This window comes from Stenotrophomonas sp. LC732, from assembly GCF_052446685.1.
Classification (GTDB): domain Bacteria; phylum Pseudomonadota; class Gammaproteobacteria; order Xanthomonadales; family Xanthomonadaceae; genus Stenotrophomonas; species Stenotrophomonas muris.
Window position 1 is genome coordinate 2835436 of the sequence record NZ_CP199214.1, and the last position, 17062, is coordinate 2852497.

Annotated in this window: 15 protein-coding genes; 12 read left to right on the forward strand and 3 right to left on the reverse strand. The window is 66.9% G+C overall.

Annotation, left to right across the window (positions count from 1 at the left end; genetic code table 11):
• From ACT6SE_RS13615 to ACT6SE_RS13640, 6 genes are all read left to right on the forward strand, one after another.
• Nucleotides 1-360, forward strand: a complete 360-nt coding sequence (locus ACT6SE_RS13615; RefSeq protein WP_005410261.1) for a GntR family transcriptional regulator — start codon at nt 1-3, stop codon at nt 358-360.
• A complete protein-coding gene (locus tag ACT6SE_RS13620) occupies nt 360-1235 on the forward strand; it encodes an ABC transporter ATP-binding protein (protein ID WP_014647691.1) in 876 nt (291 codons plus the stop codon). Before ACT6SE_RS13615 ends, ACT6SE_RS13620 begins: the two co-directional genes overlap by 1 nt.
• Nucleotides 1232-2260 (forward strand): ABC-2 transporter permease, encoded by a 1029-nt coding sequence (locus ACT6SE_RS13625; protein WP_046431579.1) that lies wholly within the window; start codon nt 1232-1234, stop codon nt 2258-2260. Before ACT6SE_RS13620 ends, ACT6SE_RS13625 begins: the two co-directional genes overlap by 4 nt.
• 25 nt (nt 2261-2285) lie before the next feature.
• Nucleotides 2286-3173 (forward strand): GIN domain-containing protein, encoded by an 888-nt coding sequence (locus tag ACT6SE_RS13630; protein WP_046431582.1) that lies wholly within the window; start codon nt 2286-2288, stop codon nt 3171-3173.
• Nucleotides 3174-3203: 30 nt separating this feature from the next.
• Complete coding sequence (locus ACT6SE_RS13635) at nt 3204-3809, forward strand: hypothetical protein (RefSeq protein WP_014647694.1); 606 nt, start codon at nt 3204-3206, stop codon at nt 3807-3809.
• Nucleotides 3810-3915: 106 nt separating this feature from the next.
• Nucleotides 3916-4341, forward strand: a complete 426-nt coding sequence (locus tag ACT6SE_RS13640; RefSeq protein ID WP_014647695.1) for a hypothetical protein — start codon at nt 3916-3918, stop codon at nt 4339-4341.
• 105 nt (nt 4342-4446) lie between these two features.
• Here ACT6SE_RS13640 and ACT6SE_RS13645 read toward each other — a convergent pair whose 3' ends face one another.
• Nucleotides 4447-5874, reverse strand: a complete 1428-nt coding sequence (locus ACT6SE_RS13645; protein WP_032962093.1) for a class II fumarate hydratase — start codon at nt 5872-5874, stop codon at nt 4447-4449.
• A 292-nt stretch (nt 5875-6166) separates the two neighbouring features.
• On the opposite strand from ACT6SE_RS13645, the gene purB reads away from it, so the two are divergent.
• The 6 genes from purB (at nt 6167) to lpdA (ending at nt 16384) form a co-directional block, all read left to right on the forward strand.
• The gene (gene purB, locus ACT6SE_RS13650; RefSeq protein WP_014647697.1) at nt 6167-7534 is read left to right on the forward strand and encodes an adenylosuccinate lyase; all 1368 of its coding nucleotides are present in this window, start codon (nt 6167-6169) and stop codon (nt 7532-7534) included.
• A 758-nt stretch (nt 7535-8292) separates the two neighbouring features.
• On the forward strand, nt 8293-9705 hold the full coding sequence (locus ACT6SE_RS13655; protein ID WP_049420425.1) for a ribosomal protein uL16 3-hydroxylase: 1413 nt from the start codon (nt 8293-8295) through the stop codon (nt 9703-9705).
• Nucleotides 9706-9714: 9 nt separating this feature from the next.
• Nucleotides 9715-10611 (forward strand): GNAT family N-acetyltransferase, encoded by an 897-nt coding sequence (locus ACT6SE_RS13660; RefSeq protein WP_046431594.1) that lies wholly within the window; start codon nt 9715-9717, stop codon nt 10609-10611.
• A gap of 186 nt (nt 10612-10797) precedes the next feature.
• Nucleotides 10798-13629, forward strand: coding sequence for a 2-oxoglutarate dehydrogenase E1 component (locus ACT6SE_RS13665; protein ID WP_014647701.1), 2832 nt, complete (start codon nt 10798-10800; stop codon nt 13627-13629).
• A 40-nt stretch (nt 13630-13669) separates the two neighbouring features.
• Nucleotides 13670-14884, forward strand: a complete 1215-nt coding sequence (gene sucB, locus ACT6SE_RS13670) for a dihydrolipoyllysine-residue succinyltransferase (protein WP_049420423.1) — start codon at nt 13670-13672, stop codon at nt 14882-14884.
• 63 nt (nt 14885-14947) lie between these two features.
• Nucleotides 14948-16384: a dihydrolipoyl dehydrogenase gene (lpdA, locus tag ACT6SE_RS13675; protein ID WP_014647703.1), complete on the forward strand. Its 1437-nt coding sequence runs from the start codon at nt 14948-14950 to the stop codon at nt 16382-16384.
• Between the two features lie 148 nt (nt 16385-16532).
• On the opposite strand, the gene ACT6SE_RS13680 is transcribed toward lpdA, so the two are convergent.
• Together ACT6SE_RS13680 and ACT6SE_RS13685 are read right to left on the reverse strand one after the other, a co-directional pair.
• Nucleotides 16533-16781, reverse strand: coding sequence for a hypothetical protein (locus ACT6SE_RS13680; protein ID WP_046431600.1), 249 nt, complete (start codon nt 16779-16781; stop codon nt 16533-16535).
• Nucleotides 16778-16990 (reverse strand): hypothetical protein, encoded by a 213-nt coding sequence (locus tag ACT6SE_RS13685; RefSeq protein WP_014647705.1) that lies wholly within the window; start codon nt 16988-16990, stop codon nt 16778-16780. Before ACT6SE_RS13685 ends, ACT6SE_RS13680 begins: the two co-directional genes overlap by 4 nt.
• Nucleotides 16991-17062 lie beyond the last annotated feature (72 nt).

Sequence of the window (17062 nt, forward strand, 5' to 3'; positions counted from 1 at the left end):
ATGAGCGACATCCAGTGGAGCGACGGCGCTCCCATCTACCGTCAGTTGAAGGAGCGCGTGATCGCCATGATGCTCGACGGAATCCTCAAGCCGGGCGATGCCCTGCCTTCGGTGCGCCAGGTGGCCGCCGACTACCAGCTCAACCCCATCACCGTTTCGCGCGCTTACCAGGAACTGGCCGATGAAGGCCTGGTCGAGAAGCGCCGCGGCCTGGGCATGTTCATGACCGAGCAGGCGGCCACGCAGCTGCGCAGCAGCGAGCGCGAGCGCTTTCTCAATGAAGAATGGCCGGCGGTGCTGGAGCGCATCCAGCGCCTGGGCCTGAGCCTCGACGAATTGCTGCCCCAGGGGAAAGTCTGATGAATAGCACTGCAAGTGAACCGGTCATCACCGCCCGAGGCCTGCGCAAGGCCTACAAGACCACCGTGGCCCTCGACAATGCCAGCTTCAGCATTCCGAGCGGGCGCATCGTCGGCCTGATCGGGCCCAACGGCGCCGGCAAGACCACCGCGCTGAAGGCCATCCTCGGCCTGACCTCGGTGGAAGGTGAGTTGAGCGTGCTCGGCCGCGACCCGCGGCAGCACCGCGACGCGCTGATGAACGACATCTGCTTCATTGCCGACGTCGCCGTGCTGCCGCGCTGGCTGAAGGTCCGTGAAGCGATCGATTTCGTCGCCGGTGTCCATCCGCGCTTCGACCGTGCCCGCTGCGAGCGTTTCCTGGCCAACACCAAGCTGCAGCCGAAGCAGCGCGTGCGCGAACTGTCCAAGGGCATGATCGTGCAGCTGCACCTGGCGCTGGTGATGGCCATCGATGCGCGCATCCTGGTGCTGGACGAGCCCACCCTGGGCCTGGACATCCTGTACCGCAAGGAGTTCTACCAGCGCCTGCTGGAAGATTATTTCGACGAACAGAAGACCATCATCGTCACCACCCACCAGGTGGAGGAGATCGAGCACATCCTCAGCGACGTCATGTTCATCCGTGATGGTCGCATCGTGCTCGATGCAGAAATGGACGATGTCGGCCAGCGCTACACCGAGCTTCTGGTCAACGCCGACCAGCTGGAGACCGCGCGTGCGCTGAAGCCGATCGACGAGCGCAGCCTGACGTTCGGCAAGACCGTAATGCTGTTCGACGGTGTGCCGCGCACCCAGCTCTCCACCCTTGGCGAGACCCGCAGCCCGGGCCTGGCCGATCTGTTCGTCGCCATCATGAAGGGGACCTACGCATGACTGCCGTCAACCACCCCGTCAGCCCGATGGGCACCCTGCGCTGGCTGCTCAAGCGCGAGTACTGGGAGAACCGTGGCGGTTTCCTGTATGCGCCGCTGATCGCCGGCCTGATCTCGCTGGTGATGAGCACCGTCGGCATCGCCTTCGGCCTGTTTGCACTGAACCGTGCAGCACGCAACGGCGCACTGCATGTCGACGGCGAGAGCGTGAACATCAACGGCCTGGACCTGGCCCTGCTGACCCGCGACATCAGCGCCAAGGACCTGGCCGACCTCGGCAACGGCCTCGACCTGACCCTGGTGCTCAGCTCGGCCTGGCCGTTCCTGGTGCTGGCCTTCGTGGTGTTCTTCTACTGCCTGGGCGCCCTGTACGACGACCGTCGCGACCGCAGCATCCTGTTCTGGAAGTCGCTGCCGCTGTCGGACACCCAGACCGTGCTGTCCAAGGTGATCAGCGCACTGGTCGTGGCCCCGCTGATCGCGGTGATCGCCGGCATCATCACCATGTTCGGCTTCATGCTGGTGATCAGCATCGTCGCGCTGATGCACGGTGGCAGCCCGATGACCCTGATCTGGGGCCCGGCCAGCCCGTTGACCCTGGCCGCCGGTCACCTGGCCTGGATTCCGGTCTACGCCCTGTGGGCCCTGCCCACCGCCGGCTGGCTGCTGCTGTGCTCGGCCTGGGCCCGTACCAAACCGTTCCTGTGGGCGGTGATGCTGCCGCTGTTCGCCGGCGTCATTGTCAGCACCACCAAGGTGATGCCGTTGATCGGCCTGACCACCGGCTGGTTCTGGCAGAACATCGTTGGCCGACTGCTGCTGGGCGGCGTGCCGGGCACCGACCTGGTGTATCGCCTCAGCGCCGAGGAAGGCACGCGTCGCGATCTCGAATCGGTGGTCAGCCTGATGTCGCCGGCCTCGCAGCTGAAGTCGCTGGCGATGCCGGAACTATGGATCGGTGCCGCCGTCGGTGTCGTGTTCATCGTCCTCGCCATCCGCCTGCGCAAGCGCGCCGGCGAGATCTGATTCCATCCACCCGGAGGCACCACCCATGCGTTCCCTGCTCGCCTGTTCTGCGTTGTTGCTGTTGCCTCTGTCGGCGCTGGCCGCCGATGCTCCGAACTGCAAGTTCACCGCCGCCCGCACGCTGAAGCTGGATGTGGCCGGCGCCAAGGCGGTGGTGCTGGAGGTGAACCAGCATGACCTGAAGGTCGTCGCCAGCAAGGGCGGTGGCCAGCTCGATGGCCGCGCCTGCGCCTCCAGCCAGGAATGGCTGGACCAGCTGGTACTGGACCAGCGCAGGGAAGGCGACAAGCTGGTCGTCAGCCTGCGCCGCGACGGCCGCCACAGCGGCATCAGCCTGGGCAACAGCTATGCGTGGCTCGACATCCGCGGCAGCGTGCCCGACAACCTGCCCCTGCAGCTCAAGGTCGGCTCCGGCGATGCCAGCGTGGACAACGCCCAATCGCTGAGCGTGGACGTCGGCTCGGGCGACGCGATCGTTCGCGGCACCCGCGGCAGCGTCCACGCAGCGGTGGGTTCGGGTGACCTGGACATCGACGGTGGCGGCTCGCTGAACCTGCTGTCGCTCGGCTCCGGCGACGTCAAGGCGCGCAACATCGGCGGCGATGCGGTCACCGGCACCGTCGGCTCCGGTGACCTGAAGATCAGCGATGTCCGCGGCAACGCCCGGCTGGACACGGTCGGTTCCGGCGACATCGGGTTCAAGCGCGTGCAAGGCAACGTCGAGGTCGGCGTGGTCGGCTCGGGCGATGTCGACCTGTCCGACATCGGCGGCAACGTGCACGTGCGCAGCCATGGTTCGGGCGACATCCAGGTCGACGGCGTGCGCGGCAGCCTGACCGTCGACCACAGCGGCAGCGGCGATGTCGGCCACCGCAACGTCGGCGGCACGGTCACCCTGCCCCGCAACAAGTAACCGCCACCGGACCAATTCGAGGGAGTTGCCATGAACCTGCTGCGCCTGCTGCCTGCCATCCTGCTGTGCCTGCCGCTGATCGCCTGCGGCGGCACTTCTTCCACGCCCGACAAGACCGTCGGCAAAAGCGTCGCCGAAGCCACCAGCGGCGTCGGCCAGACCGTCAAGGAGGCCATGGTTGATGCCCGCAAGGACATCACCCAGGGCAACATCAACATCTCCGCCGACAAGCAGCCGCGTGCGGAGATCACGCCGGATGGCCACCTGCTGATCGACGGCAAGGACGTGCCGGCCAACGAGGCCCAGCGACAGCGGTTGCTGGAGTACCGCGGCCACGTCGTCGCCATTGCGATGGACGGCATGGATGTCGGCCTGGCCGGCGCCAAGCTCGGCGCCAGCGCTGCCGGGGAGGCACTGAAGGGCATCTTCAGCGGCGACAGCGAAGGCATCGAGAAGCGGATCAATGCCGAGGCGGAGAAGATCGAAGCCCAGGCCAAGCGCATCTGCAACCGCTTGCCGGCGATGCTGGCCAGCCAGCAGGCACTGGCGCGCGAGCTGCCGGCGTTCAAGCCCTACGCAACGATGGACCAGAGTGACGTCGACGACTGCGGCAAGGACACCGTGGTCAAGCGCTAGGCCTGTGACAGATCAGCGCACCCGGCCGGCAGCGGTGCCCCGCTGCCGGCCGTCGTGCGCCGGCCGGCTTACAATGGCGGCCCCGGACGCCCCCGAACCGAATGCCATGAAGAAGTTGTTCCTGCTGCTGGCCGCCCTGCTCTGCCTGGGCCTGGTCGGCTGTGACAAGGATTACCGCAACCACCGCGCCGAGCGCGGCAAGCCAAAGATCTCCGTCAGCGAAGGCATGGTCACTGTGCGTCGCCCGCCGGCGCCGAACATCATCATCCTCGGCGATGGTTCGATGAAGGTGGACGAGATCCAGATTCCGCTGGACGAGGCACAGAAGCAGATGCTGCAGACCATGTTCGGCAAGCTGCAGGTGCTGCGCCAGAACACCCTGGTCGCCGCCCCGGCCGATCCCAACATGCAGCCGGTGAAGATCCAGCCGCCGGAAGGCATGGAAGTGATCCCGGCCGACCTGGTCCAGCGCATCCCCGAGTTCAAGGACTACACCGACACCTTCGGCAACATCGTCGCCGACCGTCGCTGAAAAAACGCCGCCCCCTGGGCGGCGTTTCCTCTTGTAGAACCGAGCCCATGCTCGGCCCAGGTCCAGGAAGCAGCCGAGCATGGGCTCGGCCCTACGACCGGCAGATCAACCGCCGCCGCCACCGCCCCCCGCGTGGATGCCACCGGCAGTCAAGGCGGCCGGGTCCAGCAGGCGGCGCAGCTCGGCTTCATCCAGGCCGCTGTCCTCCAGCGCGACATCCAGCACCGGACGCTGCTCCTTGTAGGCACGCTTGGCAATCGCCGCCGCCTTCTCGTAGCCGATGATCGGGTTCAGCGCGGTGACCAGGATCGGGTTGCGCGCCAATGCTTCGGCAACGCGATCCTCACGCACCTTCAGCCCGGCAATCGCGCTGTCGGCCAGCAGGCGAGACACATTGGCCAGCAGGCCAATGCCATCCAGCAGGTTCACCGCGATCAGCGGCAGGGTGACATTGAGCTGGAAGTTGCCGGTCTGCCCGGCCACGGTGATCGCGGTGTGGTGGCCGATCACCTGCGCGCAGGCCATCACCGTCGCTTCCGGAATCACCGGGTTGACCTTGCCCGGCATGATCGAGCTGCCCGGCTGCAGCGCCGGCAGTTCGATCTCGCCCAGCCCGGCCAGCGGACCGGCGTTCATCCAGCGAAGATCGTTGGCGATCTTGATCAGCGCCACCGCCAGTGCATTGAGCTGGCCCGACAGTTCCACCGCGTCATCCTGCGCGGCCAGGCCCTCGAACTTGTTCTCGGCGCTGTCGAACTTGAACCCGGTCTGCTGCTTCAACGCCTTGGCCACCTGCGCGCCGAAGCGCGGGTCGGCATTGATGCCGGTACCGATGGCGGTGCCGCCCAGCGGCAGCCGGCGCACACGCTTGAGGCTGTCTTCGATGCGTTCCTGTGCCGAGGCCAGCTGTGCCGACCATGCGCCGAACTCCTGCTCGAAGGTCAGCGGCATCGCATCCATCAGGTGCGTGCGGCCGGTCTTGACCACCTTGCGCAGGCTGCGGCCCTTCTTGTCGAGGGTCTTGCGCAGGTGCACCAGCGCCGGCAGCAGCTGCTCATGTGCCGCCAGTACCGCCGATACGCGCAACGCGGTCGGGATCACGTCATTGGAGCTCTGCCCCTGGTTGACGTGGTCATTGGGGTGCACCGCGGTCTTGCCCGCCTTGCCGGCACGGTTGGCCAGGGTGGCGATGACCTCGTTGGCATTCATGTTCGAGGACGTGCCAGAACCGGTCTGGTAGACGTCGATCGGGAACTGCGCGTCCCAGGTGCCGGCGGCCACTTCGGCGGCAGCGGTCTGGATGGCCTTGGCCACGTTCTTGGGCAGATGGCCCAGCTCGGCGTTGACGCCGGCGGCAGCGCCCTTGACCAGGCCCAGGGCACGGATGAAACCGCGCGGCATGCGCTGGCCCGACACCGGGAAATTCTGCACGGCACGCTGGGTCTGCGCGCCCCACAGGGCGTCGGCAGGCACCTGCAGCTCGCCCATGCTGTCGTGTTCGATTCTGAAACCCTTGCTTGCAGCTCTGCTCATTGCATCAACTCCGCACTACTTCAGTTGGGGAAAGGGAAGCGGCGGCTGGCAGGGTGTCGCTTCCCGGGCTGGCGGCTGCGCCAACGATACTCCCTTGCCCGCAGCGTGGGATGACGAGGACGGGCCAGATCGTTCCGTCCGCAGGGCCGTGTTGTAGAGCCGAGCCCATGCTCGGCTGCCCGCGGGGCGCCGGATTCTCCGAAGCAGCCGAGCGTGGGCTCGGCTCTACAGGGCACGCCCCGCCGGCACGTCGTAGAATATCGGCCCCGCCGCTCGTCCCAGCCCTGCCGACATGTCCGATTCCGCCCTGCTCGCCCTGTCCCCGCTCGATGGCCGCTATGCCGGCAAGGTCGACGCCCTGCGCCCGATCTTCTCCGAGTACGGCCTGATCAAGGCCCGCATCACGGTCGAGGTGGAATGGCTGCTGGCCCTGGCCGCCGAGCCGGGCATCGTCGAACTGGCCCCGTTCTCCGACGCTGCCATCGCCCGCCTGCGCGCGCTGGCCGCCAGCTTCAGCCCGGCCCAGGCCGCGCGCGTGAAGGAGATCGAGCGCACTACCAACCATGACGTCAAGGCGGTGGAGTACTTCATCAAGGAACAGCTGAAGGACGACGCCGAGCTGGCCCCGGCGCTGGAATTCGTGCATTTCGCCTGCACCAGCGAAGACATCAACAACCTCAGCTACGGCCTGATGCTGGAACAGGCGCGCCGCGAGGTGCTGTTGCCGACCCTGGACGGCATCGCCAGCACCCTGCGCACCCTGGCCCACGCCGAGGCTGGCCAGCCGATGCTGTCGCGCACCCACGGCCAGACCGCCTCGCCGACCACCCTGGGCAAGGAACTGGCCAACGTGGTCGCGCGCCTGGAGCGCCAGCGCCGGCAGATTGCCGCGGTCGAACTGACCGGCAAGATCAACGGCGCGGTGGGCAACTACAACGCCCACATCGCCAGCTACCCGGACGTGGACTGGCCAGCCTTCGCCGAGCGCTTCGTGACCGGCCTGGGCCTGGTGTTCAACCCGTACACCACGCAGATCGAGCCGCACGACAACATCGCCGAGATCGGTGATGCCGCACGCCGCGCCAACATCATCCTGATCGACCTGGCCCGTGACATCTGGGGCTACGTTTCGCTGGGCTACTTCAAGCAGCGCCTGAAGGAAGGCGAAGTTGGTTCGTCGACGATGCCGCACAAGGTCAACCCGATCGATTTCGAGAATGCGGAAGGCAACTTCGGCATCGCCAACGCGCTGTTCGAGCACTTCAGCGCGAAGCTGCCGATCAGCCGCTGGCAGCGTGACCTGACCGATTCCACCGTGCTGCGCGCACTGGGCACCGCGTTCGGCCACAGCCAGGTGGCACTGGATTCGCTGGCCAAGGGCCTGGGCAAGCTGGAAGTGAACCCGCAGCGCCTGGATGCCGATCTGGACGCGGCCTGGGAAGTGCTGGCCGAGGCCGTGCAGACGGTGATGCGCCGCCACGGCCTGCCGAACCCGTACGAGCAGCTGAAGGCGCTGACTCGCGGCCAGGGCATCACCGCCGAGTCGATGCGTGCGTTCGTGCAGGGGCTGGAGCTGCCGGCGGATGCGAAGCAGCGCCTGCTGGAGATGACCCCGGGCAGCTACACCGGCCTGGCTGAGTCGCTGGCGAAGAAGATTTAAGGGGATTCCTTTGCGGCGGCGGCCGCGGGCGCTGCCTGCGGCAGGCAACGGCAACGGCAACGGCAATAGCAATAGCAACGTCAAGAGCGGCTCTGGATTGCTGCTAGCTGGGTGGGGCGGGAGGGGCCAGCGGGACACGCCGTGAACCCATCCATGGGGGCTCGATGGCGCCATCCATGGCGCCAACGGTCCCGCTGGCCCCTCCCGCCCCACCTCTGGCAGATTCCCGGTGACGGATCGAAGAGCATTGGGTTGTCGGGACGGAATTTGAAAGAGGGACGCGGCTTCGCCGCGTCCGTCTTTGTTTGAGGGTCTTTTGTAGAGCCGAGCCCGTGCTCGGCTGCTTTTGGGCGTGGGCAACAGCAAGCCGAGCGTGGGCTCGGCTCTACAAGGGCATGAGCAAGCGCAGCGCGCGACCCGCTGTTGCCTTTGATCTTCTTCTTCCATTCCGTGGCGGGCCGCGCAGGAAACTGTCAGCGGCCGGGCGGGTGGGCTGCGCGGGGGTGTCCGCCGCATGGATGCGGCGGCCAAGCTTACAGGGACGTACTTGCAGCGTCCCCCGCGCAGCCCACCCGCCCGGCCAAACCCGGCTTTTGCTTTCAGCGACCAACCCAGACCCCGCCACGAGGGGCTCCGCCGTTGGCCGGACACCCCGCGACAAACCACCGCACGTGCGCAATCCCGACGAACGGCGGACAATGGAACCCTTGGCGGCTCGCCACGCCGCCCCTCCCGCTTTCCGCTGCAAGGATTCCCCCATGGCCGCCCGCAAGTCCTCCGCCCCCCTGATCGAAGTCACCGCCCGCCCTGGCCAGCCGCTCGGCATGGCGCCGGCCACCTTCCTGCGCGACTTCTGGCAGAAGCGCCCGCTGCTGATCCGCAATGCCTTCCCGGATTTCCAGACCCCGGTACAGCCGGAAGACCTGGCCGGGCTGGCCTGCGAGGAAGGTGTGCTGGCGCGCCTGATCGAGCACGACAAGGCCCAGGACGGCTGGCGCGTGCGCACCGGCCCGTTCCAGGAAGACGTGTTCCCCGCCCTGCCCGACCACGACTGGACCCTGCTGGTGCAGGACGTGGACAAGTGGGACCCGGACGTGCGCGCCCTGATCCAACACTTCAGCTTCCTGCCGCGCTGGCGCATGGATGACGTGATGATCAGCTTCGCCGCCACCGGCGGCTCGGTCGGCGCCCATGTCGACCAGTACGACGTGTTCCTGCTGCAGGCCCACGGCCACCGCCGCTGGCAGATCGATGCCAGCGAATCGATCAAGGGCAGGCAGCCGCCGCTGGGCTTCCGCCCGGACGTGGAGCTGAAGCTGCTGAAGGTGTTCAAGCCCACCCACGACTGGGTGCTGGCGCCGGGCGACATGCTGTACCTGCCGCCGAACGTGCCGCACCACGGCGTCGCCGAAGACCCCTGCCTGACCTTCTCGTTCGGCATGCGTGCGCCGTCTTCTGCCGAGCTGATCAGCGACTATCTGGACACCCTGATCGCCGATGCCGATGAGAACATCCGCTACCAGGATGCCGACCTGAAGGTGCCGGCCGACCCGAACGAAATCGACACGGTGGCGATGGCGCGGGTGATCACCGCCCTCAACGCCATCCGCATGAACGACCCGGACAAGCTGGGTGACTGGTTCGGCCGCTTCATCACCACCTACCGCGCCGCCGGCGAAGTAATGGCCCACCAGGCCGCGCCGGCCGCGGAGCAAGTGGTCGAAGCGCTGGCCTCGGGCATGCTGCTGCAGCGCCACCCGTGGGCCCGCCTGGCCTGGCGCCGGGCCAAGCGTGGCGCCAGCCTGTATGTCAGCGGCCAGGACTTCGCGCTGCCGGTGAAGGACGCGCAGCGCCTGGCCGGCGCCGAGCAGCTCGACGCCGCCGCCTATCGCGGCCTGTCCGACAAGGGCCGTGCCGTGGTCCAGCAGCTGCTGGTCGGGGGTGTGTTCCAGCTGATCGACCCGAATGAGGTGTACGAGGCCGAAGACGAGGAAGACAGCGAGGATGCCGTGGTGCTCGGCGAGGTCGTCGAAGGCCGCGACCGCGTCGAGGCGATCGACGCCGACGCGGTGTCCGACGATGTCCACTCCGTGACCGTGCACGACGACGGTATCGAGGTCATCGTCAACTTCGAGGACGACGACGAAGACGACAGCACCGGCCGGGCCTGAGCCATCGTCATGATCCGGGTCCAGCAGGTCAGCCACGCCGACGCCCACGTTGCCATCCACGACGTGCGCCAACGCGTGTTCGTGCAGGAACAGGGCATCGCCGCCGAGCTGGAACGCGATGCGCTGGACCCGGTCAGTGCCCATGTGCTGGCGCTGGACAGTGACGACCAGCCGGTCGGCACCGGCAGGCTGGCTCCGGACGGCCGCATCGGCCGCATGGCCGTGCTGGCCACCCATCGCAGCAACGGGGTCGGCGAGGCCCTGCTGGCGGCCCTGGTCGAAGCCGGGCGCCGGCTCGGCCTGGCCGAACTGCACCTGCACGCGCAGCTGCCCGCGCGCGATTTCTATGCACGCCAGGGCTTCCTGCCCGAGGGCGAGGTGTTCGAGGAAGCCGGCATCGGACAGCAGCAGATGCGCCGCCGGCTGGGCGTGGCCAGCGCCATCGACAGCCGCGCCGAGGCGGTGGCCATCACCACGGCCATCATCCACCGCGCCCGTCGCCAGCTGTGGCTGCACAGCCGCCAACTGGACCCGGGGCTGCTCGATGCGCCCCCGGTACAGTCCGCCCTGCGCCGCTTCGTCACCGCCCGCCACGACAAGCAGCTGCGGGTGATCGTGCACGACGCCGCCGCGATCGCGTCTGCCGGGTCGCCGCTGCTGGCGCTGGCCCAGCGCCTGCCCAGCGTGATCCAGTTCCGCGAGGTCAGCGATCCGGTCGACCGCGCGCTGGCCTCGGCCTGCCTGCTCAACGATGCGGGCGACTTCTACTTTCGTCTGATCGGCCATCGCCTCGACGGCGAGGCCGGCATCGCGCTGCCAGCACGTTCGCAGCCGTTCGAGCAGCAATTGCAGCGTGTCTGGGACCGTTCGCGCGTCTGCAGCGAACTGCGTGTGCTCGGCATCTGAGTCGGCACAGCCGACCGAACCTGTCTGGAACCGGCACCGGCGGACGCGGGATACCTGTGGTGGTGCCCCTTCGTGTCCGGTTGGGGGTACAATTTGGCTGTTTGAACGCGCCCGCGCAGGGCTAGTCATCTTCCTGCCGGGTCCTTCTGAAGCCATACCCCACAAAGCGAATCAACACCCTCCATCGTGGACAATCAACTGAAGCAGTTTGCGCAATCTTCGCAACTCGCCGGCGGCAACGCCTCCTATGTCGAGGACCTGTACGAGCAGTACCTGGTCTCCCCGGATAGTGTCGATCCCAAATGGAAAACCTACTTCGACGGCTTCAAGGGCCGCGAAGCAGGTGACATTCCGCACTCGGCCGTCATCTCCCACATTGCGGACGCGGCCAAGGATGCGCTGAAGGCCGGTACCGGTAACGGTGCAGGCGACGAGCGCGAGCGCAATGTCGGTCGTCTGATCACCGCCTACCGTTCGCGCGGCCACCTGGACGCCCGCCTCGATCCGCTGGGCCTGGCCGCACCGGTCAACACCCCGGATCTGGGCCTGCCGTTCCACAGCCTGTCCGATGCCGACCTCAACAGCGAGTTCAGCACCGGCGGCGTCGGCGGCCAGCCGCGCATGAAGCTGCGCGACCTGCTGGCACGCCTGAAGGCGACCTACACCGGCTCGATCGGTGCGGAGTTCATGCACATCTCCGAGGTCGAGCAGCGCCAGTGGATCTACAAGAAGCTGGAAGCGGCCGGTGGCAACTACCAGCTGGACGCTGACACCCAGCGCCGCACCCTGGAGCGCCTGACTGCGGCCGAAGGCCTGGAGCGCTACCTGCACACCAAGTACGTCGGCCAGAAGCGGTTCTCGCTGGAAGGCGGCGATTCGCTGATCCCGATGATGGACACCATCATCCGCAACGCCGGCAAGGATGGCGTCAAGGATGTGGTGATCGGCATGGCCCACCGTGGCCGCCTGAACGTGCTGGTCAACACCCTGGGCAAGAACCCGCGCAAGCTGTTCGACGAGTTCGAAGGCAAGTTCGAGCACGACGAGCACGCCTCGGCGGGCGACGTGAAGTACCACATGGGCTTCTCCGCCGACGTCGCCACCGATGGCGGCCCGGTGCACCTGGCGCTGGCGTTCAACCCGTCGCACCTGGAAATCGCCGACCCGGTCGTGGCCGGTTCCGTGCGTTCGCGCCAGGAGCGCCGCAAGGACACCGCGCGCAAGCAGGTCATGCCGATCCTGATCCACGGCGACGCGGCCTTCTCCGGCCAGGGCGTGGTCATGGAACTGTTCCAGATGTCGCAGGCCCGCGGCTTCGCCGTCGGCGGCACCGTGCACATCGTGGTCAACAACCAGGTCGGCTTCACCACCTCCAACCCGCTGGATACGCGTTCCACGCGCTATGCCACCGACGTGGCGAAGATGATCGCCGCGCCGGTGCTGCACGTGAACGGCGATGACCCGGAAGCAGTGGTGTTCGCCGCACAGCTGGCCTTCGAGTTCCGCCAGACGTTCGCCAAGGACGTGGTCATCGACCTGATGTGCTACCGCCGCTGGGGCCACAACGAGGCCGACGAACCGGCGATCACCCAGCCGCTGATGTACCAGGTGATCCGCAAGCACCCGACCACCCGCGAGATGTACGCCGAGCAGCTGGAAAAGGCGGGCGTGATCGCCGCCGGCGCCGGCAAGGCGATGGTCGATGCCTACCGCGAGAAGCTGGACGCCGGTGAAGTGACCACCGAGCTGGCCAAGGTCGAGAAGACCCCGCCGAGCAGCCCGCTGTTCGTCGATTGGCCGAAGCTGCTGGAAGGCAAGCTGTCCGACCCGGTCTCGACCAAGGTCGAGAAGAACAAGCTGGTCGAGCTGGCCAAGCTGATCAACACCATTCCCGATGAAGTGCAGCTGCACTCGCGCGTGGCCAAGGTCTACGACGACCGCCGCAAGATGGCCGCCGGCGAGATCCCGGGCGACTGGGGCTTTGCCGAGAACCTGGCCTACGCCACCCTGCTCGACGAAGGCCATGCACTGCGCCTGGTCGGCCAGGACGTGGGCCGCGGTACGTTCACGCATCGCCACGCGATCCTGCACGACCAGAAGACCGACAACTACTACATGCCGCTGCGGCAGCTGGTGGATTCGCCGGAGAAGGCCACCGTCATCGATTCGCTGCTGAGCGAAGAAGCGGTGATGGCCTACGAGTACGGCTTCTCCACCACCGATCCGAACACGCTGTGCATCTGGGAAGGCCAGTTCGGCGACTTCGCCAACGGTGCCCAGGTGGTGATCGACCAGTTCATCGCCGCCGGTGAAGCCAAGTGGGGCCGCATTTCCGGCCTGACCCTGCTGCTGCCGCATGGCTATGAAGGGCAAGGCCCGGAACACAGCTCGGCGCGCCTGGAGCGCTTCCTGCAGCTGTGCGCGCTGGAGAACATGCTGGTGGTCGTGCCGTCGACCCCGGCCCAGGCCTTCCACATGCTGCGTCGCCAGCTGCACATGACCACCCGCAAGCCGCTGGTGGTGATGTCGCCGAAGTCGCTGCTGCGCCACAAGCTGGCCGTGTCGACCCTGGACGAGCTGGCCAACGGCGAGTTCCAGCACCTGATCGGCGACGCCAACGCAGACGCCAAGAAGGTCAAGCGCGTGGTGCTGTGCTCGGGCAAGGTCTATTACGACCTGCTGGAGGACCAGATCAAGCGTGGCCAGGACGACGTGGCGATCATCCGCGTGGAGCAGCTGTATCCGTTCCCGCGTGCGCTGCTGGCGGCCGAACTGAAGAAGTACGGCAAGGCCACCGACGTGGTGTGGACGCAGGAAGAACCGCAGAACCAGGGCGCGTGGTACCAGATCCGCCACCATCTGCAGTTCTGCCTGGCCGATGGCCAGAACCTGCACTACGCCGGTCGCGCACGTTCGGCCTCGCCGGCTGCCGGTCACATGGCTGACCACGTCCGCGAGCAGCAGCAGCTGATCGCCGACGCACTGGTCAACCCGTTCAACGACACGTTCGCTGAATAATCCTCCCCCTATTTAGAAGACAAACCAGGAAGCTCCCGCAATGGCCACCGAAGTCAAAGCCCCGGTACTGCCCGAATCCGTCGCCGACGGCACCATCGCCACCTGGCACAAGAAGGTGGGCGACGCCGTCAAGCGCGACGAAAACCTGCTTGACCTGGAAACCGACAAGGTCGTCCTGGAAGTGCCGTCGCCGGTCGACGGCGTGCTGAAGGAAATCAAGTTCGCCGAAGGCTCGACCGTGACCTCCAGCCAGGTCGTGGCGATCATCGAGGAAGGCGCCGTTGCAGCTGCTCCGGCACCGACCGCCGAGGCCGCTCCGGCCGCCGCTCCGGCCGCTGCTCCGGCCGCCGCCGCTCCGGCTCCGGCCGCTGCCGTTGCGCCGGCCCCGGCCGCCAAGTCGGCCGCCGATGCGCTGCCGCCGGGCGCCCGCTTCACCGCCATCACTGAAGGCGTGAACCCGGCCGATGTCGACGGCACCGGCCGTCGCGGCGCGGTCACCAAGGAAGACATCGTCAACTTCGCCCGCAACGGCGGCGCCGGCAAGGCCGGTGGCGCACGCCCGGAAGAGCGCGTGCCGATGACCCGCATCCGCAAGCGCATCGCCGAGCGCCTGATGGAGTCGAAGAACTCCACCGCGATGCTGACCACCTTCAACGAAGTCGACCTGTCCAAGGTGTCGGCGGCGCGCAAGGAACTGCAGGACGAGTTCGTCAAGGCACACGGCATCAAGCTGGGCTTCATGAGCTTCTTCGTGAAGGCCGCCGCCAACGCGCTGCAGCGCTTCCCGCTGGTCAACGCCTCGATCGACGGCGACGACATCATCTATCACGGCTACTCGGACATCTCGATCGCCGTCTCGACCGAGAAGGGCCTGGTCACGCCGGTGCTGCGCAACGTCGAGCGCATGTCGTTCGCCGACATCGAGAAGACCATCGCCGACTACGCCAAGAAGGCCCGTGACGGCAAGCTGGGCCTGGAAGAACTGCAGGGCGGCACCTTCACCGTGACCAACGGCGGCACCTTCGGTTCGCTGCTGTCGACCCCGATCATCAACCCGCCGCAGAGCGCCATCCTGGGCATGCACGCCATCAAGGAGCGTCCGATCGCCCAGAACGGCCAGGTCGTGATCGCGCCGATGATGTACCTGGCGCTGTCGTACGACCACCGCATCATCGACGGCAAGGACTCGGTGCAGTTCCTGGTGGACATCAAGAACCAGCTGGAAAACCCGGGCCGCATGCTGTTCGGCCTGTAAGACACCTCCCGCCCCTCCGCGCCTGCGCGGAGGGGTTCTGGTAATGCATCAAGGAATAATTCAATGGCTGAACAATTCGACGTCGTCGTCATCGGTGCCGGCCCGGCCGGTTACCACGCTGCCATCCGCGCGGCCCAGCTGGGCCTGAAGACCGCCTGCATCGATGCAGCGCTGGGCAAGGACGGCAAGCCGGCCCTCGGCGGCACCTGCCTGCGCGTGGGCTGCATCCCGTCCAAGGCGCTGCTGGATTCCTCGCGCCAGTTCTGGAACATGGGCCACATCTTTGGCGACCACGGCATCAGCTTCAAGGATGCCAAGATCGACGTCGAGGCGATGGTTGGCCGCAAGGACAAGATCGTCAAGCAGTTCACCGGCGGCATCGGCATGCTGTTCAAGGCCAACAAGGTCGCCGCCTACTACGGCTTCGGTGAACTGCAGCCGGGCAACGTGGTCAAGGTCACCCAGCATGACGGTTCCATCGTCGAGCTGAAGGGCACCAACGTCATCATCGCGGCCGGTTCGGATTCGATCGAACTGCCGTTCGCCAAGTTCGACGGCGAGACCATCGTCGACAACGTTGGCGGCCTGGACTTCACCGAAGTGCCGAACCGCCTGGCCGTGATCGGCGCCGGCGTGATCGGCCTGGAACTGGGCAGCGTGTGGAAGCGCCTGGGCGCTGAAGTCACCATCCTGGAAGCCATGCCGGAGTTCCTGGCGGCTGCCGATGCCGAAGTGGCCAAGGCGGCTGCCAAGGAATTCAAGAAGCAGGGCCTGGACATCAAGCTCAATGCCAAGGTCTCCAAGACCGAGATCACCGGCAAGGGCAAGAAGAAGGAAGTCATCGTCACCTACACCGACGCGGAAGGCGAAAAGACCCTGACCGTGGACAAGCTGCTGGTGGCCGTTGGCCGTCGCGCCGCCACCAAGGGCCTGCTGGCCGAAGGCACCGGCGTCAAGATCAACGAGCGCGGCCAGATCGAAGTCGATGCGCACTGCCACACCGGCGTCAACGGTGTGTGGGCAGTCGGCGACTGCGTGCGCGGCCCGATGCTGGCGCACAAGGGCTTCGAGGAAGGCATCGCGGTGGCTGAGCTGATCGCCGGCCTGCCGGGCCACGTCAACTTCGACACCATCCCGTGGGTCATCTACACCGAACCGGAACTGGCCTGGGTCGGCAAGACCGAAGCGCAGCTGAAGGCCGAAGGCATTCCGTACAAGGCCGGCAGCTTCCCGTTCGCCGCCAACGGCCGTGCCGTGGCGATGATCGAGCCGGCAGGCTTCGTGAAGATCCTGGCCCATGCCGAAACCGATCGCATCCTCGGCATGCACCTGGTCGGCGCCAACGTCTCCGAGCTGGTGCACGAAGGCGTGCTGACCATGGAGTTCAGCGGTTCGGCCGATGACCTGGCCCGCATCTGCCACGCCCACCCGTCGCTGTCGGAAGTGGTCCACGACGCGGCGATGGCGGTCAGCAAGCGCGCCATCCACAAGGCGAACTGATCGGCATCATGGTAGGTGCCGACCGTTGGTCGGCACTCACCTGCAGACGAAAAACCCCGCTTCGGCGGGGTTTTTTGTTGCCCGTTTCCCTGTAGCGCCGAGCCCACGCTCGGCTGCCCTGCAAAGGCCGCCGGGCATGGGCTCGGCGCTACATCTTTCCAGCCGGCTTCTTCGGTGGATCCTCACAGACCCTGTGCTGTACCACCGTATCGCCGGCCTTCCATTGCTTGACCACCCGGCAGCGCGCCTCGGCTTTCGGCGCAGGGACCGCCGCTGCATTGGCTTCGTCAGCCGCAGCGCTCTGCTCGCGCTCCAGCCACGCCGACGGGGGTGCCGGGGGTGCGGCCAGCACCGGGCCTGGCAACAGGACCAGACCGGCCAGCAGCACCCTCCTCATGCGGGAACCGCCCGGCCGCCAAGCAACCGCGCCGGCAGCATGAACAGCGCGCGCAGGAAGGCGAACAACGCCGAGAAGGTGATGCCGACCAGGCGGAACGGCAGGCTCAGCAGCCACACGAACGGCCACGCGATCAGGGCGAGGATCGCCAGCGGCCAGCACAGCACGAACAGCAGGCACCACACACCGAGCGCGAACAGGGTCTTCATCACGGTCTCCTTGGGGCGGCACCCTGCCGCCTGCGGACACCTTGGCGCCCCGCCCTCGCCGCCGGCAAACGG